This window comes from Streptococcus sp. BS35b, from assembly GCF_000286475.1.
Classification (GTDB): Bacteria; Bacillota; Bacilli; order Lactobacillales; family Streptococcaceae; genus Streptococcus; species Streptococcus oralis_W.
This window is the reverse complement of the sequence record NZ_ALKH01000001.1, coordinates 287,101-310,375: the sequence shown is the minus strand read 5'-3', so window position 1 is coordinate 310,375 and position 23,275 is coordinate 287,101. Positions and strand designations below refer to the sequence as shown.

At 41.0% G+C, this 23,275-nt stretch carries 24 protein-coding genes; 21 read left to right on the top strand and 3 right to left on the bottom strand.

Annotated elements, in window-relative coordinates; all coding sequences use genetic code 11:
* Positions 1-13: 13 nt before the first annotated feature.
* The 6 genes from HMPREF1149_RS03720 (at position 14) to sdbB (ending at position 5,377) form a co-directional block, all read left to right on the top strand.
* Positions 14-1,273, top strand: a complete 1,260-nt coding sequence (locus tag HMPREF1149_RS03720; RefSeq protein ID WP_001227104.1) for a UDP-N-acetylglucosamine 1-carboxyvinyltransferase — start codon at positions 14-16, stop codon at positions 1,271-1,273.
* A 15-nt stretch (positions 1,274-1,288) separates the two neighbouring features.
* The gene (locus HMPREF1149_RS03715; protein WP_001028740.1) at positions 1,289-1,840 is read left to right on the top strand and encodes a GNAT family N-acetyltransferase; all 552 of its coding nucleotides are present in this window, start codon (positions 1,289-1,291) and stop codon (positions 1,838-1,840) included.
* Positions 1,833-3,110, top strand: a complete 1,278-nt coding sequence (gene spxR, locus HMPREF1149_RS03710) for a CBS-HotDog domain-containing transcription factor SpxR (protein ID WP_000033802.1) — start codon at positions 1,833-1,835, stop codon at positions 3,108-3,110. The genes HMPREF1149_RS03715 and spxR overlap by 8 nt, the downstream gene beginning before the upstream one ends.
* 15 nt (positions 3,111-3,125) lie before the next feature.
* On the top strand, positions 3,126-3,986 hold the full coding sequence (locus tag HMPREF1149_RS03705) for a methionyl aminopeptidase (RefSeq protein ID WP_000631555.1): 861 nt from the start codon (positions 3,126-3,128) through the stop codon (positions 3,984-3,986).
* A 126-nt stretch (positions 3,987-4,112) separates the two neighbouring features.
* Complete coding sequence (gene ccdA2 / locus HMPREF1149_RS03700) at positions 4,113-4,820, top strand: thiol-disulfide oxidoreductase-associated membrane protein CcdA2 (protein ID WP_002878947.1); 708 nt, start codon at positions 4,113-4,115, stop codon at positions 4,818-4,820.
* Between the two features lie 11 nt (positions 4,821-4,831).
* A complete protein-coding gene (gene sdbB / locus HMPREF1149_RS03695) occupies positions 4,832-5,377 on the top strand; it encodes a thiol-disulfide oxidoreductase-associated lipoprotein SdbB (protein WP_000755589.1) in 546 nt (181 codons plus the stop codon).
* 34 nt (positions 5,378-5,411) lie between these two features.
* Here sdbB and pbp3 read toward each other — a convergent pair whose 3' ends face one another.
* On the bottom strand, positions 5,412-6,647 hold the full coding sequence (pbp3, locus tag HMPREF1149_RS03690; protein WP_000720626.1) for a D-alanyl-D-alanine carboxypeptidase PBP3: 1,236 nt from the start codon (positions 6,645-6,647) through the stop codon (positions 5,412-5,414).
* A 103-nt stretch (positions 6,648-6,750) separates the two neighbouring features.
* Between pbp3 and HMPREF1149_RS03685 the strand changes: the two genes are divergently transcribed.
* The 4 genes from HMPREF1149_RS03685 to ffh all read left to right on the top strand — a co-directional run bounded on the left by HMPREF1149_RS03685 (position 6,751) and on the right by ffh (position 11,341).
* Entirely contained in the window at positions 6,751-7,860 is a 1,110-nt protein-coding gene (locus tag HMPREF1149_RS03685) for an AI-2E family transporter (RefSeq protein WP_000489825.1), read from the top strand.
* A 227-nt stretch (positions 7,861-8,087) separates the two neighbouring features.
* On the top strand, positions 8,088-9,284 hold the full coding sequence (gene tuf, locus HMPREF1149_RS03680) for an elongation factor Tu (protein WP_001040717.1): 1,197 nt from the start codon (positions 8,088-8,090) through the stop codon (positions 9,282-9,284).
* A 141-nt stretch (positions 9,285-9,425) separates the two neighbouring features.
* On the top strand, positions 9,426-9,758 hold the full coding sequence (locus tag HMPREF1149_RS03675) for a putative DNA-binding protein (protein ID WP_000402063.1): 333 nt from the start codon (positions 9,426-9,428) through the stop codon (positions 9,756-9,758).
* Between the two features lie 11 nt (positions 9,759-9,769).
* Entirely contained in the window at positions 9,770-11,341 is a 1,572-nt protein-coding gene (ffh, locus tag HMPREF1149_RS03670) for a signal recognition particle protein (protein ID WP_000863648.1), read from the top strand.
* A gap of 81 nt (positions 11,342-11,422) precedes the next feature.
* Here the strand turns inward: ffh and guaA are convergent, their stop codons facing one another.
* Positions 11,423-12,985, bottom strand: a complete 1,563-nt coding sequence (gene guaA, locus HMPREF1149_RS03665) for a glutamine-hydrolyzing GMP synthase (RefSeq protein ID WP_000065701.1) — start codon at positions 12,983-12,985, stop codon at positions 11,423-11,425.
* Between the two features lie 140 nt (positions 12,986-13,125).
* Here guaA and HMPREF1149_RS03660 point away from each other — a divergent pair, with 140 nt between their 5' ends.
* The 11 genes from HMPREF1149_RS03660 to HMPREF1149_RS03615 all read left to right on the top strand — a co-directional run bounded on the left by HMPREF1149_RS03660 (position 13,126) and on the right by HMPREF1149_RS03615 (position 22,136).
* On the top strand, positions 13,126-13,824 hold the full coding sequence (locus tag HMPREF1149_RS03660; RefSeq protein ID WP_000936179.1) for a GntR family transcriptional regulator: 699 nt from the start codon (positions 13,126-13,128) through the stop codon (positions 13,822-13,824).
* Positions 13,825-13,961: 137 nt separating this feature from the next.
* A complete protein-coding gene (locus HMPREF1149_RS03655; RefSeq protein ID WP_000169123.1) occupies positions 13,962-15,248 on the top strand; it encodes a peptidase U32 family protein in 1,287 nt (428 codons plus the stop codon).
* Positions 15,249-15,262: 14 nt separating this feature from the next.
* On the top strand, positions 15,263-15,574 hold the full coding sequence (locus HMPREF1149_RS11245) for a CHY zinc finger protein (protein ID WP_081502328.1): 312 nt from the start codon (positions 15,263-15,265) through the stop codon (positions 15,572-15,574).
* Positions 15,575-15,801: 227 nt separating this feature from the next.
* A complete protein-coding gene (locus tag HMPREF1149_RS03650) occupies positions 15,802-16,002 on the top strand; it encodes a F0F1 ATP synthase subunit C (RefSeq protein WP_001054551.1) in 201 nt (66 codons plus the stop codon).
* Positions 16,003-16,034: 32 nt separating this feature from the next.
* A complete protein-coding gene (gene atpB, locus HMPREF1149_RS03645; protein WP_000392938.1) occupies positions 16,035-16,751 on the top strand; it encodes a F0F1 ATP synthase subunit A in 717 nt (238 codons plus the stop codon).
* A gap of 18 nt (positions 16,752-16,769) precedes the next feature.
* The gene (gene atpF / locus HMPREF1149_RS03640) at positions 16,770-17,264 is read left to right on the top strand and encodes a F0F1 ATP synthase subunit B (protein ID WP_000366309.1); all 495 of its coding nucleotides are present in this window, start codon (positions 16,770-16,772) and stop codon (positions 17,262-17,264) included.
* Positions 17,264-17,800: a F0F1 ATP synthase subunit delta gene (locus HMPREF1149_RS03635; protein ID WP_000358985.1), complete on the top strand. Its 537-nt coding sequence runs from the start codon at positions 17,264-17,266 to the stop codon at positions 17,798-17,800. The genes atpF and HMPREF1149_RS03635 overlap by 1 nt, the downstream gene beginning before the upstream one ends.
* Positions 17,801-17,814: 14 nt before the next feature.
* Positions 17,815-19,320, top strand: a complete 1,506-nt coding sequence (gene atpA / locus HMPREF1149_RS03630) for a F0F1 ATP synthase subunit alpha (RefSeq protein ID WP_000996621.1) — start codon at positions 17,815-17,817, stop codon at positions 19,318-19,320.
* Positions 19,321-19,335: 15 nt separating this feature from the next.
* On the top strand, positions 19,336-20,214 hold the full coding sequence (locus HMPREF1149_RS03625; protein WP_000301233.1) for a F0F1 ATP synthase subunit gamma: 879 nt from the start codon (positions 19,336-19,338) through the stop codon (positions 20,212-20,214).
* Between the two features lie 85 nt (positions 20,215-20,299).
* Positions 20,300-21,706, top strand: a complete 1,407-nt coding sequence (gene atpD, locus HMPREF1149_RS03620; RefSeq protein WP_000094373.1) for a F0F1 ATP synthase subunit beta — start codon at positions 20,300-20,302, stop codon at positions 21,704-21,706.
* A gap of 10 nt (positions 21,707-21,716) precedes the next feature.
* A complete protein-coding gene (locus HMPREF1149_RS03615; protein WP_000940837.1) occupies positions 21,717-22,136 on the top strand; it encodes a F0F1 ATP synthase subunit epsilon in 420 nt (139 codons plus the stop codon).
* A gap of 52 nt (positions 22,137-22,188) precedes the next feature.
* Here HMPREF1149_RS03615 and HMPREF1149_RS03610 read toward each other — a convergent pair whose 3' ends face one another.
* Positions 22,189-23,202 carry a lactonase family protein gene (locus tag HMPREF1149_RS03610; protein WP_000665607.1) on the bottom strand — a complete coding sequence of 338 codons (1,014 nt, stop codon included), beginning with the start codon at positions 23,200-23,202 and terminating at the stop codon, positions 22,189-22,191.
* Positions 23,203-23,275: the final 73 nt, after the last annotated feature.

Genomic DNA, 23,275 nt, shown 5'->3' with positions numbered 1-23,275 from the left:
GAAAGAGTAAAACATGAGAAAAATTGTCATCAATGGTGGACGTCCATTGCAAGGTGAGATCACCATTAGTGGTGCTAAAAATAGTGTTGTAGCACTTATTCCAGCTATTATCTTATCAGATGATATTGTCACTTTAGATTGTGTTCCAGATATTTCAGACGTTGCTAGTCTTGTCGAAATCATGGAGATTATGGGGGCAACTGTTAAGCGTTATGACGATGTCTTGGAAATTGATCCAAGAGGCGTTCAAAACATTCCTATGCCTTATGGTAAGATTAATAGCTTACGTGCTTCTTATTATTTCTACGGAAGTCTTTTAGGTCGCTTTGGTGAAGCTACAGTTGGACTTCCTGGTGGATGTGATCTGGGACCTCGTCCGATTGACCTTCACTTAAAAGCCTTTGAAGCCATGGGTGCTAAGGTCAGCTATGAGGGAGATAATATGAATTTATCTGCCCAAGGTAAGGGACTTCATGGCGCAAGTATTTACATGGATACCGTCAGCGTTGGTGCAACGATTAACACTATGATTGCTGCGGTTAAAGCTAAGGGACGCACTGTCATTGAAAATGCGGCTCGTGAACCGGAAATTATCGATGTCGCTACCCTTTTGAACAATATGGGTGCCCACATTCGTGGTGCGGGGACCGATATCATCATTATTGATGGTGTTGAGAAACTTCATGGAACGCGTCACCAAGTCATTCCAGACCGTATCGAAGCTGGAACCTATATTTCACTTGCTGCAGCGGTAGGAAAAGGAATTCGCATTAACAACGTTCTCTATGAGCACTTAGAAGGTTTTATCGCCAAACTAGAGGAAATGGGCGTTCATATGACAGTCTCAGAAGACAGTATCTTCGTTGAAGAACAGTCTGATTTGAAGGCTATCAATATCAAAACAGCTCCTTATCCTGGATTTGCAACCGATTTGCAACAGCCTATAACTCCGCTATTGTTGACTGCTCAAGGTCGTGGAACCATTATTGATACGATCTATGAAAAACGTGTTAACCATGTTTTTGAATTAGCAAAAATGGATGCGGATATTACGACTACGAATGATCATATTATCTACAACGGTGGTCGTAGATTGCACGGGGCAAGCGTAAAAGCTACAGACTTGCGAGCTGGTGCAGCGCTTGTTATTGCTGGTTTGATGGCTGAAGGTAAAACTGAAATTACAAATATTGAGTTTATCCTGCGAGGCTACTCAGATATTATTGAGAAATTGCGTAGTCTTGGAGCGGATATTACACTCATTGAAGACTAAACCGTTGAGGTGATTATGAATATTTGGACCAAATTAGCAATGTTTTCTTTTTTTGAAACGGAGCGCTTGTATTTGCGTCCTTTCTTTTTTAGTGACAGTCAAGCGTTTTTCGATATTGCTTCCAATCCTGAAAATTTGCAGTTTATTTTTCCCAGTCAATCAAGTTTAGAAGAAAGTCAATATGCGCTTGCCAACTATTTTATGAAGAATCCTCTAGGTGTTTGGGCAATTTGTCTCCAAGGAAATCAGGAAATGATTGGCTCCATTAAATTTGAAAAAATTGATGAAATCAAAAAAGAAGCAGAAATTGGTTATTTCTTAAAAAAGGATTCTTGGTCACAAGGTTTTATGACAGAAGTAGTTACCAAGCTTTGTCAGCTTTCCTTTGAAGAATTTGGTTTAAAACAATTATCCATCATCACTCATCTGGAGAATCAAGCTAGTCAAAAAGTAGCCTTAAAATCAGGCTTTAGTCTCTTCCGACAGTTTAAGGGGAGCGACCGCTATACACGAAAAATGAGGGACTATCTTGAATTTCGATATATAAAAGGAGAATTCAATGAGTAAACACCAGGAAATTTTGTCCTATCTGGAAGAGTTGCCAATTGGGAAAAGAGTTAGTGTTCGCAGTATCTCTAATCACCTAGGTGTTAGTGATGGAACCGCCTACCGAGCTATCAAAGAAGCTGAAAATCGTGGCATCGTTGAAACTCGGCCACGTAGTGGAACCATACGAGTTAAGCCAAAGAAAGTGGCTATTGAACGGCTAACCTATGCTGAAATCGCTGAAGTCACCTCCTCTGAGGTTTTAGCCGGTCAGGAAGGGCTGGAGAGAGAGTTTAGCAAATTTTCCATTGGGGCCATGACAGAGCAGAATATCCGATCCTATCTCCATGATGGTGGTCTTGTGATCGTAGGTGACCGTACTCGTATTCAACTTCTAGCCTTGGAAAATGAAAATGCGGTCCTCGTGACAGGTGGTTTCTATGTTCAGGACGATGTTCTTGAGTTGGCCAATAAAAAAGGGATTCCAGTTCTAAGAAGTAAAGATGACACTTTTACAGTAGCGACCATGATTAACAAAGCCCTCTCAAACGTTCAAATCAAAACCGATATTCTGACAGTTGAAAAGCTCTATCGCCCCAGTCATGAGTATGGTTTTTTGAGAGAAACCGATACAGTCAAAGATTATCTAGACTTGGTTCGTAAGAACAGAAGTAGCCGTTTTCCAGTCATTAACCAACACCAAGTGGTTGTTGGGGTTGTTACTATGCGTGACGCAGGAGACAAGTCTCCCAGCACGACGATTGACAAGGTGATGACGCGCAGTATATTCGTAACAGGGTTAGCGACGAATATTGCCAATGTCAGTCAACGAATGATTGCAGAAGACTTTGAGATGGTTCCCGTTGTCAGAAGTAACCAAACTCTACTTGGTGTCGTAACACGACGAGATGTCATGGAAAAGATGAGCCGTTCCCAAGTTTCTGCTTTGCCGACCTTCTCAGAGCAAATCGGGCAAAAACTCTCTTATCATCATGATGAAGTCGTCATAACTGTTGAGCCCTTCATGTTGGAGAAAAATGGAGTCCTTGCTAATGGAGTCTTGGCTGAAATTCTCAACCATATGACCCAAGACCTTGTTGTCAATAGCGGACGTAATCTCATCATTGAGCAGATGTTGATTTATTTCTTGCAGGCTGTGCAGATAGATGATATTTTGCGGATTCAGGCTCGTATTATTCACCACACGAGACGCTCAGCTATTATTGATTATGATATTTATCATGGTCATCAGATTGTTTCAAAAGCAAATGTTACAGTTAAAATTAATTAGAATCTAGGAGAAAAAATGATAACTTTAAAATCAGCACGTGAAATCGAAGCCATGGACAAGGCTGGTGATTTTCTAGCAAGTATCCATATCGGCTTACGTGATTTGATTAAGCCAGGCGTAGATATGTGGGAAGTCGAAGAGTATGTTCGTCGACGTTGCAAAGAGGAGAATTTTCTTCCTTTACAGATTGGTGTGGATGGTGCAGTCATGGATTACCCCTATGCCACTTGTTGCTCTCTCAACGACGAAGTAGCTCACGCTTTTCCACGTCATTACATCTTGAAAGATGGCGATTTGCTCAAGGTTGACATGGTACTGGGTGGTCCGATTGCCAAATCCGACCTCAATGTATCTAAACTTAACTTCAACAATGTTGAGCAAATGAAAAAATACACCCAAAGCTATACTGGTGGTTTAGCAGACTCATGTTGGGCTTATGCGGTTGGTACACCGTCTGAAGAAGTGAAAAACTTGATGGACGTGACCAAGGAAGCTATGTATATAGGGATTGAGAAAGCGGTTGTTGGAAATCGTATCGGTGATATCGGTGCGGCCATTCAAGAATACGCTGAAAGTCGCGGTTACGGTGTCGTTCGTGATTTGGTTGGTCATGGTGTTGGTCCAACTATGCACGAGGAGCCAATGGTTCCTAACTACGGTATTGCAGGTCGTGGACTCCGTCTCCGTGAAGGAATGGTACTAACCATTGAACCCATGATCAATACTGGTGACTGGGAAATTGATACAGATATGAAGACTGGCTGGGCTCATAAGACTATAGATGGTGGACTGTCTTGCCAATATGAACACCAGTTTGTTATTACCAAAGACGGTCCTGTTATCTTGACTAGTCAAGGTGAAGAAGGAACGTATTAAAAAAAAGGAGCTTAGCTCCTTTTTTTGTGTCAAATTTAGTCAAAATAAATAAACGTAGCAAAGTTATCACAATTTTTTTCTTTTATAGTAAAATAAGATTAGAATTTTGAGAAAGTAGGTAATTCGTTGGAGTCGATTATATTTCTAGTATCCGTTTTTTTGGCAGGTATTCTGTCCTTCTTTTCACCCTGCATCTTTCCTTTGCTACCTGTCTATGCTGGTATTTTACTGGATGATCAAGGAAATTCGAAAAGTTTCCGCTTTTTTGGAAGAGACATTGCCTGGTCAGGCTTAATTCGGACCTTGTGTTTTATTGCAGGAATTTCCCTCATTTTCTTTATTTTAGGATTTGGAGCCGGATTCCTAGGGCACATGCTCTATGCAGACTGGTTTCGTTATACTATGGGAATAGTCATTATTCTTTTAGGGTTTCACCAGATGGAAATCTTGCATTTCAATAAACTGGAAGTTCAAAAGACAGTCACCTTCAAACAATCAAAGTCTAATCACTATCTGTCAGCCTTTTTACTTGGGATAACCTTTAGTTTTGGTTGGACCCCTTGTATCGGACCGGTTTTAAGTTCGGTCTTAGCTCTAGCGGCTTCAGGAGGGAATGGTGCTTGGCAAGGAGCCGTGTTAACATTAGTATACACATTTGGAATGGCACTTCCTTTCCTTGGTTTGGCCTTAGCTTCGGGCTGGATTATGCCCTATTTTAGTAAATTAAAACCCCATATGATCCTACTAAAGAAAATCGGGGGAGCTTTGATTATTTTGATGGGATTATTATTAATGCTAGGGCAGTTAAATGCCTTGTCAGGAATTCTTGGATAAAAGGAGAAAAAATGAAAAAAGTTATTTTTGCTGGATTGAGCCTCATGTCTCTATTCTTGTTGATTGCCTGTGGTGAAAAAGAAACCAAACAGACAAGCAGTCCAAAACAACCAGCTGTACAACAAATCGCAGTCGGTAAGGATGCACCAGACTTTACCTTACAGTCTATGGATGGCAAAGAAGTAAAGTTATCAGACTATAAAGGGAAAAAGGTCTATTTAAAATTTTGGGCTTCTTGGTGTGGACCATGCAAAAAAAGCATGCCTGAGTTGATGGAATTAGCTGCCAAACAAGATCGAGACTTTGAAATTTTGAGTGTCATTGCACCTGGTCTACAAGGTGAAAAAACAGTTCAAGACTTTCCAAAATGGTTTCAAGAGCAAGGGTATAAGGATATACCAGTCTTGTATGATACCCAAGCAACTGCCTTTCAAGCCTACCAAATTCGTAGTATCCCAACGGAATACTTGATTGACAGTCAAGGTAAAATCGGGAAAATTCAGTTCGGTGCTATTAGCAATGCGGATGCGGAAGCAGCTTTTAAAGAGATGAAATGAAATAAAGAAAAAATCGCGATTCTTCGCGATTTTTTTATAGTTTCTCATTGATAAAACGGATAAAACGATTCCACCAAACCTTCAAAAAGAAGGCTTTTTCAACGTTCCTTTCAGCGACCATTTCAAAAGAAGGTTTTTCAGAAGTGAGATAACCTTGACCGACCAAATCCTGATCGTCATAGGTTAGAGTACCGACAACCTTACCTTCTTCCAGTGGAGCTATTTCTGATTTTGGTGTGAATTGAAGAGCTGATGTTGTTTCACTTCCAACTCGTTGGACGATTGAAATATCTGACTTAGCAATTGCAGCTACCTTATCTTCTTTCCCATCAAGGACTGTCACTTTGCTATCTTTATAGGTTTCGCCTTTCTGAACGACAGTTTTTAAAGCAAAGTTTGCAGAAACATAATCTAAAAGTGAAGAAGTTGCAGTAAAACGTGCATAAGGGTTGCTATCTTGTTGGTCCGCATTTAAAACAACCGTAATAATACGCATCCCTTTTTCAACGGTTGTTCCAACGAAAGAAGCACCAGCTTTGTCGGTAGTACCTGTTTTCAAACCGTCGACACCACCACGATAGGCTGGCATTCCTTCCAACATATAGTTGGTTGAGTGGATTTCAAGTCCAGCAAAAGTAGAAGTTGGTTTTTTGGTGATTTCCAAAACTTGAGGATAATCTCGGATGAGATTACGAGCGACTATTGCAACGTCGTAGGCACTCAACTTGTTTTCATCGTCTTTTTTAGAACCAGGATAGATATTATCGCCAAGGGTCTCATTATTTAAACCAGTTGTGTTTACAATAGTTGCATCTTGAATTCCCCATTCAAGAAGTTTAGCCCTCATTTTGTCTACAAAGTCTTTCTCAGAACCAGCAATCTTTTCTGCTAGCGCAATCGCAGCGCTGTTTGCACTGGATACCATTGTAGCCTCTAATAGTTGTTCAACAGTATAATTTCGAGCTTCCATAGGGACGTTACTCGCCTCAGAATTAGTTGTAAGTTTGTAAGGATAGTCCGAAATATCAACAGGTGTAGATAGGCTGATAGTTCCTTGTTCCAGAGCTTCATAGACCAAATAGACTGTAACAAGTTTGGTAATAGAAGCAATTTCTACAGGCTGATTTGCATCTTTCTCGTAGAGGATTTTTCCAGTTGTGGCCTCGACAGCAATGGCATGTTTAGCAGCAACATCAAACTCCTGAGCAGAAACAGTAGAAACTGTTCCAAAAACAAAAAGTGTTATAAAAGATAGAATTATTTTTTTCATATTAGCTTTATTTTATCATAAAGAAAAAAATTTTTCTCGCTTTTATACTAAAGCCATCTTATCTTTTGAAGAAATATGATAAAATAAATAGAGGAGGATGCCTATGTTCCGTAGAAACAAATTATTTTTTTGGACAGCTGAAATTTTATTATTAACACTGATTTTCTATCTTTGGAGAGAGATGGGAGCGATTATTACTCCTTTCGTGACGGTTGTGAATACCATCATGATTCCATTTTTGTTAGGTGGATTTTTTTACTACATTACCAATCCAATCGTTACCTTTTTGGAAAAGAGATGTAAGATTAATCGTCTAATTGGTGTCTTGGTCACTCTCTGTGCTTTAATTGGTGCCATCGTTGTAGGGGTCGTCTATCTCTTGCCGATTCTGATTAATCAGTTGACTAGCTTGATTATTTCTAGTCAAAATATCTATAGCAGATTGCAGGATTTGGTTATTGATTTGTCGATGAACCCTATTTTCCAGAATATCGATATTCAACAAACAATTCAACAGTTAAATCTCTCCTATGTGGATATCCTACAGAATATTCTTAATAGCGTCAGCAACAGTTTAGGAAGCGTCCTTTCAGCCTTGTTTAGCACGGTTTTGATTCTCATTATGACCCCCGTCTTCTTGATTTATTTCTTGTTAGATGGACATAAGTTGCTGCCCATGTTGGAACGAACTGTCTTAAAACATGATAAATTAAATCTTTCTAGCCTTTTAACCAATCTCAATACAACCATAGCACGTTATATCAGCGGAATTGCGATTGATGCGGTTATTATTGGATGTTTAGCCTATATTGGTTATAGCGTTATCGGATTAAAGTACGCTCTTGTTTTTGCTATTTTCTCTGGAATCGCAAATTTGATTCCTTATGTTGGTCCAAGTATTGGCTTGATTCCGATGGTGATTGCGAATGTATTCACGGATCCTCATCGTATGCTGATTGCGGTTGCCTATATGCTTATTATTCAGCAGATTGATGGAAATGTTCTCTATCCACGTATCGTTGGAGGGGTTATGAAAGTACACCCGATTACGATTTTGGTACTTCTCTTATTGTCAAGTAATATCTACGGCGTCATAGGGATGATTGTAGCAGTACCAACCTACTCTATTCTCAAAGAAATCACTAAGTTCTTGGCAAAATTATATGAAAATCATAAGGAAGCTAAAGAACTGGAAAAATCAGAATCCATTTAGAATCAGGGAAACCTGATTTTTTTGTGAGCATAATACTGCTAGAATGAAATAAGCTTGAATTGTATAAAGAAGCAGAAGAACAGCACTTTGTAAGATTCAGATTAATTCACAAAATATGTGTAAAACACTTGCAATTTAGCAGAAATTTGATAAAATAGTAAGGAAAGTTAGACTGTATTGCCTACTGTCTATCTATAAAATATATTTTATTGGAGGCTTTTACTCAAATGGCAAAAGAAAAATACGATCGTAGTAAACCACACGTTAACATTGGTACTATCGGACACGTTGACCACGGTAAAACTACTTTGACTGCAGCTATCACAACTGTTTTGGCACGTCGCTTGCCTTCAGCAGTTAACCAACCTAAAGACTATGCGTCTATCGATGCTGCTCCAGAAGAACGCGAACGCGGTATCACTATCAACACTGCGCACGTTGAGTATGAAACTGCAAAACGTCACTATGCTCACATCGACGCTCCAGGACACGCGGACTACGTTAAAAACATGATCACTGGTGCCGCTCAAATGGACGGAGCTATCCTTGTAGTAGCTTCAACTGACGGACCAATGCCACAAACTCGTGAACACATCCTTCTTTCACGTCAAGTTGGTGTTAAACACCTTATCGTCTTCATGAACAAAGTTGACTTGGTAGACGACGAAGAATTGCTTGAATTGGTTGAAATGGAAATCCGTGACCTCTTGTCAGAATACGACTTCCCAGGTGACGATCTTCCAGTTATCCAAGGTTCAGCTCTTAAAGCACTTGAAGGTGATACTAAATACGAAGATATCATCATGGAATTGATGGATACTGTTGATGAGTACATCCCAGAACCAGAACGTGATACAGATAAACCATTGCTTCTCCCAGTCGAAGACGTATTCTCAATCACTGGACGTGGTACTGTTGCTTCAGGACGTATCGACCGTGGTACTGTTCGTGTCAACGACGAAATCGAAATCGTTGGTATCAAAGACGAAACTCAAAAAGCAGTTGTTACTGGTGTTGAAATGTTCCGTAAACAACTTGATGAAGGTCTTGCCGGAGATAACGTAGGTGTCCTTCTTCGTGGTATTCAACGTGACGAAATCGAACGTGGACAAGTTATCGCTAAACCAGGTTCAATCAACCCACACACTAAATTCAAAGGTGAAGTCTACATCCTTACTAAAGAAGAAGGTGGACGTCACACTCCATTCTTCAACAACTACCGCCCACAATTCTACTTCCGTACTACTGACGTTACAGGTTCAATCGAACTTCCAGCAGGTACTGAAATGGTAATGCCTGGTGATAACGTGACTATCGACGTTGAGTTGATCCACCCAATCGCCGTAGAACAAGGTACTACATTCTCTATCCGTGAGGGTGGACGTACTGTTGGTTCAGGTATGGTTACAGAAATCGAAGCTTAATTCGATTAAGTTCCCAGAAGAACAATTATTTAAGTCAGACACTAAAAGAATCTTGCCTTGCAAGGTTCTTTTTTTCTTCTTACTCTATTTGAAGTGCTTCTACTCTAGCAGTAAAATCGTTTTTTTGGTATAATAAAGGTTATGGAAATCGAAAAAACCAATCGTATGAATGCGCTTTTTGAATTTTATGCTGCGCTTTTGACAGACAAGCAGATGAACTATATTGAACTCTACTATGCTGATGACTACAGTCTTGCTGAGATTGCTGAAGAGTTCGGTGTCAGTCGTCAAGCTGTTTATGATAATATCAAGCGGACAGAAAAGATTCTAGAAGATTATGAGATGAAATTGCACATGTATTCGGACTACATTGTCCGCAGTCAGATTTTTGACCAGATCTTGGAGCGTTATCCCGAGGATGACTTTCTGCAGGGGCAGATAGAAGTTTTAACAAGCATTGATAATAGAGAATAAGAGGAAGAAAAATGGCATTTGAAAGTTTAACAGAACGTTTACAGAACGTTTTTAAAAATCTACGTAAAAAGGGAAAAATCACTGAGGCTGATGTCCAGGAAGCAACCAAAGAGATTCGTTTGGCCTTGCTGGAAGCTGACGTTGCCTTGCCTGTTGTAAAGGATTTTATCAAGAAGGTTCGTGAGCGTGCAGTAGGGCACGACGTCATTGATACCCTCAATCCTGCACAACAGATTATCAAAATCGTTGATGAGGAACTGACAGCTGTTTTAGGTTCCGATACGGCAGAGATTATCAAGTCACCAAAAATTCCAACCATTATCATGATGGTCGGTTTGCAGGGGGCTGGTAAAACAACATTTGCTGGTAAGCTGGCTAATAAACTCAAGAAGGAAGAAAATGCTCGTCCTTTGATGATTGCGGCAGATATTTATCGTCCAGCAGCCATCGATCAGTTGAAAACACTTGGACAACAAATTGATGTTCCTGTCTTTGCACTTGGAACAGAGGTTCCAGCTGTTGAGATTGTTCGTCAAGGTTTGGAGCAAGCACAAGCCAATCACAACGACTATGTCTTGATCGATACGGCAGGTCGTTTACAGATTGATGAGCTCTTGATGAATGAGCTTCGTGACGTAAAAGCATTGGCCCAACCAAACGAAATGCTACTCGTAGTGGACGCCATGATTGGTCAGGAAGCGGCTAATGTTGCCCGTGAGTTCAATGCTCAGTTAGAAGTGACTGGGGTTATCCTTACCAAGATTGATGGGGATACTCGTGGTGGTGCAGCTTTGTCTGTTCGCCACATCACTGGTAAACCTATCAAGTTCACTGGTACGGGTGAAAAGATTACAGATATTGAAACCTTCCACCCAGACCGTATGTCAAGTCGTATCCTTGGTATGGGGGATATGCTGACCTTGATTGAGAAAGCTTCTCAGGAATACGATGAGCAAAAAGCCCTTGAAATGGCTGAGAAGATGCGTGAAAACACCTTTGATTTCAATGATTTCATTGATCAATTGGATCAGGTGCAAAACATGGGACCAATGGAAGACTTGCTCAAGATGATCCCAGGTATGGCTAACAATCCAGCCCTTCAAAATATGAAGGTGGATGAGCGCCAGATTGCGCGCAAACGTGCCATTGTGTCTTCCATGACACCTGAGGAGCGTGAAAATCCTGATTTGTTAAATCCAAGTCGTCGCCGTCGTATCGCTGCTGGTTCTGGAAATACCTTTGTCGAAGTCAATAAATTTATCAAGGACTTTAATCAGGCCAAACAGCTCATGCAAGGTGTCATGTCTGGGGATATGAACAAGATGATGAAGCAAATGGGAATCAATCCAAATAACCTTCCAAAAAATATGCCAAATATGGGAGAGATGGATATGTCTGCCCTCGAAGGCATGATGGGACAAGGTGGAATGCCGGATATGTCAGGTCTCGGAGGCGCAGGCATGCCAGATATGAGCCAGATGTTTGGTGGCGGACTCAAAGGTAAAATCGGTGAATTTGCCATGAAACAGTCTATGAAACGCATGGCCAACAAAATGAAAAAAGCGAAGAAGAAACGCAAATAAAAAAAGGAAAGCAGCAATGCTTTCCCTGCATATAAAAAAGAACTCTGAATCTGATTCAGAGTTCTTTTGTGTTTGATTGGTTTATTCCCACTCTACAGTTGCAGGTGGTTTACTTGTAATATCGTAGACGATACGGTTAACGTGATCCACTTCATTTACGATTCGTACGGAAATCTTTTGAAGGACTTCCCAAGGAATTTTGGCAAAGTCTGCTGTCATACCATCGATAGAAGTGATTGCACGAATGGCGATTGTGTAGTCATAAGTACGACCATCACCCATAACACCAACTGAACGAACGCCTGTGTTGACAGTGAAGTATTGCCAGATATCGCGGTCAAGACCAGCTTTAGCGATTTCTTCACGCAGGATAGCATCAGACTCACGAACAGTTTCTAGTTTTTCTTCAGTGATTTCACCCATGACACGGATAGCAAGTCCTGGTCCTGGGAATGGTTGGCGCCATACGATGTGGTCCGGCATACCAAGTTCTGTACCAAGAGCACGGACTTCGTCTTTATAGAGAGTATTGAGTGGTTCAATCAATTCAAACTGCATGTCTTCTGGAAGACCACCAACATTGTGGTGTGATTTGATGGTTTGAGCAGTATCTGTACCAGACTCAATCACGTCAGTGTAAAGCGTTCCCTGAGCAAGGAATTTTACATCTTTTAGCTTGCTAGCTTCGTCATCAAAGACATAAACAAATTCGTTACCAATAATTTTACGTTTTTGTTCAGGGTCAGAAACGCCAGCAAGTTTGTCAAGGAAACGTTTTGAAGCATCTGCTTTGACAATGTTCAAACCGAACTTACCACCAAGCATGTCCATAACTTGGTCAGCCTCTCCCTTACGGAGAAGACCGTGGTCTACAAAGATACAGATTAATTGATCACCGATTGCTTTTTGGAGAAGAACTCCAACAACAGAAGAGTCAACACCACCTGATAGACCGAGAAGAACACGCTTGTCACCTACAGTTTCACGGATTTTCTTGATCTGCATATCGATAAAGTTGTCCATTGACCAGTCACCCTTAGCTTTACAGATGTTAAGGGCAAAGTTGCGAAGGATATCATTTCCGTATACAGAATGGCGCACTTCTGGGTGGAATTGGATACCATAAATGTGCTTTCCTGGGTTTTCAATAGCTGCATAAGGACAGTCAGCAGAAGTACCAGTACGAACAAAATCAGCTGGAATCTCTGTAACAGCATCGCCATGGCTCATCAAAACAATCTGTTCTTCAGGAGTCCCTTCAAAGAGGGCAGAAGTGGTATGGGTAAGTGGTGATTGGCCATACTCGCGGTTACCAGCATCACCTGCAGGGACAACTTTTCCTCCAAGTTTATGAGTTAAAAGTTGCATACCATAGCAGATTCCTAAAATTGGAATGCCAAGTTCAAAAATTTCTGGGTCAATATCAAATGAACCATCTTCGTATACAGAGTTTGGTCCACCAGAGAGGATGATCCCTACAGGGTTAATCGCACGAACTTCTGCGGCTGAGATTTTGTGACTTTTTAGCTCTGAAAAAACACCAATTTCACGAATACGGCGTGAAATCAGCTGGTTGTATTGGCTACCATAATCCAGCACGATGATTTTTTCGACATCTTGCAAATCAGTTGAAATGTTGCTCATCTTTTTCCTTTCTCAAAAGAAATATCTTTTTCAATATTCTATCACAAATAGGGGCGAATTACCAACTAAACAAGGCAAAGTTTGACTTTTTCTTAGCAAATACGGTACAATGGAGAAAATAAAGAAAAGAAGTGAGAATCATGTTACCAGCTTATATGAAAATCCACGATCAGATCAAGAAAGATATAGATGAGCATCATTGGAAAATTGGTGAGAGGCTTCCAAGTGAGCGAGATTTAGCTGAACAGTTTCAAGTTAGCCGGATGACATTACGCCAAGCTATCTCTCTCTTGGTTGAGGAAGGAGTTTTGGAGCGTCGTGTAGGAAGTGGGACTTTTGTCTCTAGCACTCGTGTCCAAGAAAAAATGCGGGGAACGACTAGTTTTACGGAGATTGTCAAATCTCAGGGGAAAGTACCTTCCAGCCAACTCATTTCTTACAGAAGAACCATTCCAAATGAACAAGAGGTCGCTAAGCTGGGGATTACTCCAACAGAGAATATTATCCGCATGGAACGGGTGCGTTATGCTGACCAAGTTCCACTAGTCTATGAAGTCGCATCCATTCCTGAGAAATTTATTAAGGATTTCAAAAAAGAAGAAATCACCAGTCACTTCTTTCAAACCTTGCAGCAGTATGGCTACCGGATTGGCAAATCCCAACAGACCATTTATGCGAGATTGGCTAAGGAAAAGATTGCTGACTATCTGGAAGTCGAAAAGGGGCATGCGATTTTAGCCTTGACTCAGGTTTCTTATCTTGAAGATGGGACAGCTTTTGAATATGTAAAGAGTCAATACGTGGGTGAACGCTTTGAATTTTATCTTGAAAATAACTAGTTTAGAAAGGCTAGTTTTTTGTTTTCTTAAAAGATTAGAATTGTCAAAACAATCTGTCTAGGCTTGATTTTATCTATTATTTACTATAAAATGAAAAGGAAAAACGTCAAACTTTTATATTGCAAATAGGAGAAAACATGACAAAAACATTAAAACGTCCTGAGGTTTTATCGCCTGCAGGGACTTTAGAGAAGCTAAAAGTGGCTGTTCGGTATGGAGCTGATGCTGTTTTTATAGGTGGACAAGCTTATGGTCTTCGTAGCCGTGCAGGAAACTTCACCTTTGAACAGATGGAAGAAGGCGTGCAGTTCGCTGCCAAGTATGGTGCCAAGGTCTATGTAGCTGCCAACATGGTTATGCACGAAGGAAATGAAGCTGGGGCTGGTGAGTGGTTCCGTAAGTTGCGTGACATTGGGATTGCGGCAGTTATCGTGTCAGATCCGGCCTTGATTATGATTGCAGCAACAGAAGCGCCAGGTCTTGAAATCCACCTCTCTACCCAAGCCAGTGCGACGAACTATGAAACGCTTGAATTTTGGAAAGAACTGGGCTTGACTCGTGTCGTTTTGGCGCGTGAGGTCTCAATGGAAGAATTGGCAGAGATTCGCAAACGCACAGACGTAGAGATTGAAGCCTTTGTCCACGGAGCGATGTGTATTTCCTACTCAGGTCGCTGTACGCTGTCAAATCACATGAGTATGCGTGATGCCAACCGTGGTGGCTGTTCTCAGTCTTGCCGTTGGAAATACGACCTTTACGACATGCCTTTTGGTCAAGAACGCAAGAGTCTTAAAGGTGAAATTCCTGAAGAATTTTCGATGTCAGCCGTTGACATGTCCATGATTGACCATATTCCAGATATGATTGAAAATGGTGTAGACAGTCTCAAGATTGAAGGACGCATGAAATCTATTCACTATGTTTCAACTGTAACCAACTGTTACAAGGCGGCTGTGGATGCTTATCTTGAAAGTCCTGAGAAATTTGAAGCTATCAAACAGGACTTGGTGGATGAAATGTGGAAAGTTGCCCAACGTGAATTGGCAACAGGTTTCTACTATAGCACACCTACAGAAAATGAACAGTTGTTTGGTGCACGTCGTAAAATCCCTGAATACAAGTTTGTTGCTGAAGTGGTAGCTTATGATGAAGCAACCCAGACAGCAACTATTCGTCAACGAAATGTCATCAATGAAGGCGATCAAGTTGAGTTTTACGGACCAGGTTTCCGTCATTTTGAAACCTATATCGAAAATCTTCACGATTCTAAAGGAAATAAAATCGACCGTGCTCCAAATCCAATGGAACTCTTGACAATCAAGGTTCCACAACCTGTTCAGGCAGGTGACATGGTCCGCGCTCTTAAGGAAGGTCTTATCAATCTCTATAAGGAAGATGGGACAAGTGTCACAGTTCGTGCCTAGATAAGGAAAAGGGAATGATTCAAGCACAAGGTTTATTAGTAGATGATGAAAGCAGATGTGTTCATTATCATAGTGAAAAGGATATTGTTTCACTCCAGTGTTATGAATGCAAGAAATACTATGCATGCTATCAGTGCCACAATGCTATAGAAACGCATTTGTTTTCACCCTACCCCTTGACGCTTACCGAGGATCGACCGATTTTATGTGGATCCTGTGGGAATACGCTAACCTATGTGGAGTATACCGAGAAGGGGACTTGTCCATTTTGTAATGCTGCATTTAATCCAGCTTGTCAAAATCATCATTCAATTTATTTCAGATAAAAAATGATACATCCGAGTTGTAAAACTCGGATTTTTGTTTTCAGAAAACATAGAAAGATAGTGAAAGGGTCGTGAAAAGGGAATAAAATTTTCTATACAATTGTCTTGAAAATCGTAAAATTGGAAATAAATGATTCAAAACGCTTCCATTACTAGTAAAAAGTTGACAAAAACAAATTTTAGGACTAAACTAAGTAAGTAAATTTTAAATAAAAGGAGAATTTATCATGAATTTAACATTTTTCGGTCTATGTCTTGCCTGTATGGGTGTATCCCTTGCAGAAGGATTTTTGATGAACGGTTTGTTCAAGTCTGCAGCACGCCAACCAGATATCATCCCACAATTGCGTAGTTTGATGATCATGGGGATTGCCTTTATCGAAGGAACATTCTTTGTAACCTTGGCGATGTCATTTGTCATTAAATAGACAACTCTATTTAGAAATGGAGGTGTCAAACCATGGAAGAAAGTTTGAATCCAACCGTTAATATTGGACCAATATCCTTTGATTTGACCCTGCTTGCCATGTCTCTTGTAACTGTTTTGATGGTTTTTGCCTTTGTCTACTGGGCAAGTCGTAAAATGACCATCCGTCCAAAGGGCAAACAAAATGCTCTTGAGATGATTTACGACTTTGTGATTGGTTTTACCAAACCAAACATTGGAGAATCATACATCAAGGATTATTCCTTATTTCTGTTTTCTCTATTTCTGTTTATCTTGGTTGCCAATAATATCGGCTTAATGGCAAAAGTACAAACAACAAACGGTTATAACTTGTGGACTTCCCCAACAGCCAACCTTGGATACGATTTATCCCTATCATTCTTGATCACTTTGATCGCCCATGTAGAAGGAGTTCGTCGTAGAGGCGTTAAAGAATATTTGAGAGCATTTGTTACACCTGGCTTTATGACTCCGATGAACATTTTAGAAGAGTTCACCAATTTTGCTTCCTTGGCGATTCGGATCTACGGAAATATTTTTGCCGGTGAGGTCTTAGCTGGATTGCTATTAGCCTTGTCACAAAATGCTTTGTATTGGTATCCTTTTGCCTTTATCGCAAACATGTTATGGACAGCCTTTTCAATTTTCATTTCATGTATTCAGGCTTATGTATTTACCATGTTGTCATCTATGTACATTGGTAAAAAAATAAATGAAGGGGAAGAGTAAGTAGAGGAGGATTAGAAGATGGATTTAACTATTAGTACCATTATCGGTGACTTTATTCTTATCGCTGGTTCCTTCCTTTTATTGATCTTTTTAGTGAAAAAATATGCTTGGGGAAATATTTCCAGCATCTTGGATGAACGTGCTGAAAAGATTTCTTCAGATATTGATGGTGCCGAGGAAGCCCGTAAAAAGGCTGAGGAACTAGCTAACAAACGTGAAGCTGAGTTAGCAGGTAGCCGTACCGAAGCTAAAACGATTATCGAGAATGCAAAGGGAACTGCTGAGAAAAGTAAAGCCGATATTTTAGCCGAAGCTAAACTTGAAGCAGGGCGCTTAAAAGAAAAAGCCAACCAAGAAATTGCTCAAAATAAAGCTGAAGCTTTACAAAGTGTTAAGGGCGAGGTGGCAGATTTGACAGTTAGTCTAGCTGGAAAAATCATCTCACAAAACCTTGACAGTCATGCCCATAAGGAACTCATTGATCAGTATATCGATCAGCTAGGAGAAGCCTAATGGACAAGAAAACAGCAAAGGTCATTGAAAAGTACAGCATGCCTTTTGTCCAATTAGTGATTGAAAAAGGAGAAGAGGACCGGATTTTTTCAGACTTGGATCAAATCAAGCAAGTCGCAGAAGAAACTGGCTTACCTTCTTTTTTAGCTCAGGTAGCAGTTGATGAGTCAGATAAGGAAAAAACAGTTCGTTTCTTTCAAGACTCTGTGTCACCTTTAATGCAAAACTTTATTCAGGTTCTGGTTTACAATCACAGAGCAAATCTTTTTTATGAAGTAATTGCGGATTGTTTGAATCGCCTTGAAAAAGAGACCAATCGTTTTGTAGTCACGATTTCTTCAGCCCATCCTTTAACAGATGAACAGAAGGAACGTCTGCTCCCATTGATAGAGAAAAAAATGTCTCTGAAAGTGCGGAGCGTCAAAGAACAAATTGATGAAGGACTCATTGGTGGTTTTATCATTTTTGCTAATCACAAGACAATTGATGTGAGTATTAAACAACAACTTCGAGTTGTTAAAGAAAATTTGAAATAGAAAGTGGTGTTCTTTTGGCAATTAACGCACAAGAAATCAGCGCTTTAATTAAGCAACAAATTGAAAATTTCAAACCCAATTTTGATGTATCTGAAACAGGTGTTGTAACCTATATCGGGGACGGAATTGCGCGTGCTCACGGCCTTGAAAATGCCATGAGTGGAGAGCTGTTGATTTTTGAAAATGGCTCTTATGGAATGGCGCAAAACTTGGAGTCTACAGACGTTGGGATTATCATCTTAGGTGACTTTACAGATATCCGTGAAGGCGATACTATTCGTCGTACAGGTAAAATCATGGAGGTTCCTGTTGGTGAGGGCCTTATTGGACGTGTTGTCGACCCGCTTGGTCGTCCAGTTGACGGTCTTGGAGAAATCCATACTGATAAGTCTCGTCCAGTAGAGGCGCCGGCTCCTGGCGTTATGCAACGTAAGTCTGTATCAGAACCATTGCAAACAGGTTTGAAAGCTATTGATGCCCTTGTTCCGATTGGTCGTGGTCAACGTGAGTTGATTATCGGTGACCGTCAGACAGGGAAAACAACCATCGCTATTGATGCTATTTTGAACCAAAAAGATCAAGATATGATCTGTATCTATGTAGCGATTGGACAAAAAGAGTCAACTGTTCGTACGCAAGTTGAAACACTTCGTCAGTACGGTGCCTTGGACTATACAATCGTTGTGACAGCTTCTGCTTCACAACCTTCTCCATTGCTCTTCCTAGCTCCTTATGCTGGGGTTGCCATGGCAGAAGAGTTTATGTACCAAGGGAAGCATGTTTTGATCGTTTATGATGATCTTTCAAAACAAGCGGTCGCTTATCGTGAACTTTCCCTCTTGCTTCGTCGTCCACCAGGTCGTGAAGCCTTCCCTGGGGATGTTTTCTACCTTCATAGCCGTTTGCTTGAGCGTTCAGCTAAGGTTTCTGATGAACTTGGTGGTGGTTCAATCACAGCTCTACCATTTATCGAGACACAAGCAGGAGATATCTCTGCTTATATCGCAACCAACGTGATTTCAATCACAGATGGTCAAATCTTCCTTGGCGATGGTCTCTTCAATGCGGGTATTCGTCCAGCTATCGATGCGGGTTCATCTGTATCCCGTGTAGGTGGTTCTGCACAAATCAAAGCTATGAAGAAGGTTGCTGGTACACTTCGTATCGACCTTGCTTCATATCGTGAGTTGGAAGCCTTCACTAAGTTTGGTTCTGATTTGGATGCGGCTACTCAAGCTAAGTTAAATCGTGGACGTCGTACCGTTGAAGTTCTGAAACAACCAGTTCATAAACCATTACCTGTTGAGAAACAAGTAACCATTCTTTATGCTTTGACACATGGTTTCTTGGATACGATTCCTGTAGATGACATTGTTCGTTTTGAGGAAGAGTTTCATGATTTCTTTGATGCACAACATCCAGAGATTTTGGAAACTATTCGTGAAACAAAAGACTTGCCAGAAGAAGCAGTCTTGGATGCTGCGATTACAGAGTTTCTCAATCAATCCAGCTTCCAATAAGAATAGAGGTGTCAAATGGCAGTATCTCTAAATGATATTAAAACAAAAATCGCCTCAACAAAAAATACTAGTCAAATCACCAATGCCATGCAAATGGTATCGGCTGCCAAGTTAGGTCGCTCTGAAGAAGCAGCACGCAACTTTCAAGTTTATGCTCAGAAGGTTCGTAAGCTTTTGACGGATATTCTGCATGGTAACGGATCTGGTGGTTCTACCAATCCGATGCTCATTAGTCGCCCAGTTAAGAAAACAGGCTATATCGTTATTACTTCAGACCGTGGCTTGGTTGGAGGTTATAATGCTTCCATCCTTAAAGCTGTGATGGAGTTGAAAGAAGAATACCATCCAGATGGTACAGGTTTTGAGATAATCTGTATTGGTAGTATGGGAGCTGATTTCTTTAAGGCTCGTGGCATTCAACCAATCTATGAACTACGTGGCTTGGCCGACCAACCTAGTTTTGATGAAGTTCGTAAAATTATTTCAAAAACGATTGAGATGTACCAAAACGAACTTTTTGATGAACTCTATGTTTGTTACAACCATCATGTCAATACTCTCACAAGTCAAATGCGTGTGGAACAAATGCTGCCGATTGTTGACTTGGATCCAAATGAAGCGGATGAAGAGTATAGCTTGACATTTGAGTTGGAAACGAGTCGTGATGAGATTCTAGAGCAGTTGTTACCTCAGTTTGCAGAAAGTATGATATACGGGGCTATTATCGATGCCAAGACAGCTGAGAATGCTGCAGGTATGACAGCCATGCAAACGGCGACTGATAATGCCAAGAAAGTCATCAATGATTTGACAATTCAGTATAACCGTGCCAGACAGGCGGCGATTACACAAGAAATTACAGAAATTGTAGCGGGGGCTAGTGCCTTAGAATAAGGCTTTGCCTCCCTCGTATTAAAATGAACTTAGGCCCTAGGTGAACTAGGAACCGACAGTATCTTATATAGAATAGGAGAAGGAGATGAGTTCAGGTAAAATTGCTCAGGTTATTGGACCCGTTGTCGACGTCTTGTTCGCAGCAGGTGAAACACTTCCTGAGATTAATAATGCACTTGTCGTCTACAAAAATGACGAAAGAAAAACAAAAATCGTCCTTGAAGTAGCCTTGGAGTTGGGTGATGGTATGGTTCGTACGATCGCCATGGAATCAACAGATGGTTTGACTCGTGGAATGGAAGTTTTGGACACGGGCCGTCCAATCTCTGTGCCAGTAGGTAAAGAAACTTTGGGACGTGTCTTCAACGTTTTGGGAGATACCATTGACTTGGATGCTCCTTTCGATGAAGACGCTGAGCGTCAGCCAATTCATAAGAAAGCTCCAACTTTTGATGAATTGTCTACCTCATCTGAAATCTTGGAAACAGGGATCAAGGTTATCGACCTTCTTGCCCCTTACCTTAAAGGTGGGAAAGTTGGACTCTTCGGTGGTGCCGGAGTTGGTAAAACTGTCTTGATCCAAGAATTGATTCACAACATTGCCCAAGAACACGGTGGTATTTCAGTATTTACTGGTGTTGGGGAACGTACTCGTGAAGGGAACGACCTTTACTGGGAAATGAAAGAATCAGGCGTTATCGAGAAAACAGCCATGGTATTTGGTCAGATGAATGAACCACCTGGAGCACGTATGCGTGTTGCCCTTACTGGTTTGACAATTGCTGAATACTTCCGTGATGTAGAAGGTCAAGATGTGCTTCTCTTTATCGATAATATCTTCCGTTTCACTCAAGCTGGTTCAGAAGTATCTGCCCTTTTGGGTCGTATGCCTTCAGCCGTTGGTTACCAACCAACACTTGCTACGGAAATGGGTCAATTGCAAGAACGTATCACATCAACCAAGAAGGGATCTGTAACCTCTATCCAGGCTATCTATGTGCCAGCGGATGACTATACTGACCCTGCGCCAGCAACAGCCTTCGCTCACTTGGATTCAACAACAAACTTGGAACGTAAGTTGGTACAGTTGGGTATCTACCCAGCCGTTGATCCACTGGCTTCAAGCTCTCGTGCCTTGGCACCTGAGATTGTTGGTGAGGAGCACTATGCAGTTGCTGCTGAGGTCAAACGTGTCCTTCAACGTTACCATGAATTGCAAGATATCATTGCTATCCTTGGTATGGATGAACTCTCTGATGAAGAAAAGACTTTGGTTGCTCGTGCCCGTCGTATCCAGTTCTTCTTGTCTCAAAACTTTAACGTTGCCGAACAATTTACTGGCCAACCTGGTTCTTATGTACCAGTGGCGGAAACAGTTCGCGGCTTTAAGGAAATCCTTGAAGGAAAACATGACCATCTACCAGAAGATGCTTTCCGTGGTGTCGGTTCAATCGAAGATGTGATTGCAAAAGCTGAGAAAATGGGATTTTAAGAGGTGATCTATGGCTCATTTAACTGTCCAGATCGTGACACCAGATGGCCTCGTCTATGATCACCATGCCAGCTTTGTATCGGTACGAACTCTGGATGGTGAGATGGGGATCTTGCCACGACATGAAAATATGATTGCGGTTTTAGCGGTTGATGAAGTAAAGGTAAAACGAATCGATGACGATACTCATGTGAACTGGATTGCAGTGAACGGAGGAATTATCGAGATTGCCAATGACATCATTACTATTGTAGCAGACTCAGCAGAACGTGCTCGTGATATCGATATTAGCCGTGCCCAACGTGCTAAACTTCGTGCTGAACGTGAGATTGAAGAAGCACAAGATAAACACTTGATTGACCAAGAACGGCGAGCTAAGGTTGCTTTACAACGTGCCATTAACCGTATCAATGTCGGAAATAAACTATAAAAACTATAAAATAAAAATGAACTTGCTTAAGCGAGTTCATTTTTATTTTACATTAATGTTTAAATGTGATGCAAACAGCTTCGGGAACTTGGAAATCGTTAGAAAGCTCAGCTAATCGACCAGTTTCAGGATTACGTTTAAAGACGGTTGCATTATCTGAATCTTGGTGAACTGCAATTAGAAATTCTTGGTCAGGAGTAAGATTGAAATCGCGCGGATTTTGTCCGTGGCTGGGCACAATTTCTAATAACTCCAGACTACCATCAGCTAGGATGCTAAATACAGCAATGGAATCATGACCACGGTTGGATGCATAGAGATATTTACCATCTTTTGAAAGACGAATGGCGGCAGTAGCATTAAATCCCTCATATCCATCTGGCAAAGTCGAAATGACTTGCATGCGTTCAAATTCACCAACACCATCGTAAATCAAGACTTCAATGGTACTGTTGAGTTCACAGATGAGGTAGGCAATCTTATAATGATGATGGAAAACGATGTGGCGAGCACCTGCCCCAGCTTGGCTGTTATAAGTGTAGAGTTTACTTAGTTTTCCTTCTGGGCTAACATCGTAGGTAGTTACTTCATCCGTGCCCAGATCACATGTAACGAGATACTGGTCAGGTGTTAGATCCGTAAAGTGTACATGTGGGGAAGCTTGGTTTTCATGAGGGCCTTGTCCACTATGCTGATCTAGATCTGTTTGGATGAGGCTACCATCCGTTTGACGTTTATAAACCAGAACTTGTCCTTTATGATAGTTGGCTCCATAAACGAGACCACGCTTTTCATCCACTGCCACATAACAATGGGGAGCGCCTTCTTCCACCACATGATTTAACAAAGTGCCATCTGTCTTGTAAGCAGCGATTCCACCTAAGCCATCCTGGCTCCCTACAGTGTATAAGTGTTGCTGTTGGTCAAAGGCAAGGTAGGTCGGACTTGGTTCAGCAGCAAAGAGTTCAAGATTTGCAAGCTGTCCTGTTTCTGTATTAAAATCAGCTTTGTAAATCCCTTTAGATAAGCGACGAGTGTAAGTTCCAAAATAAACAGTTTCTTTCATGTCCATACCTCTTAATAATGATAAATTTATTATACCACAAAATGAAATTCTTAACTGACTTTCATCATTTTTT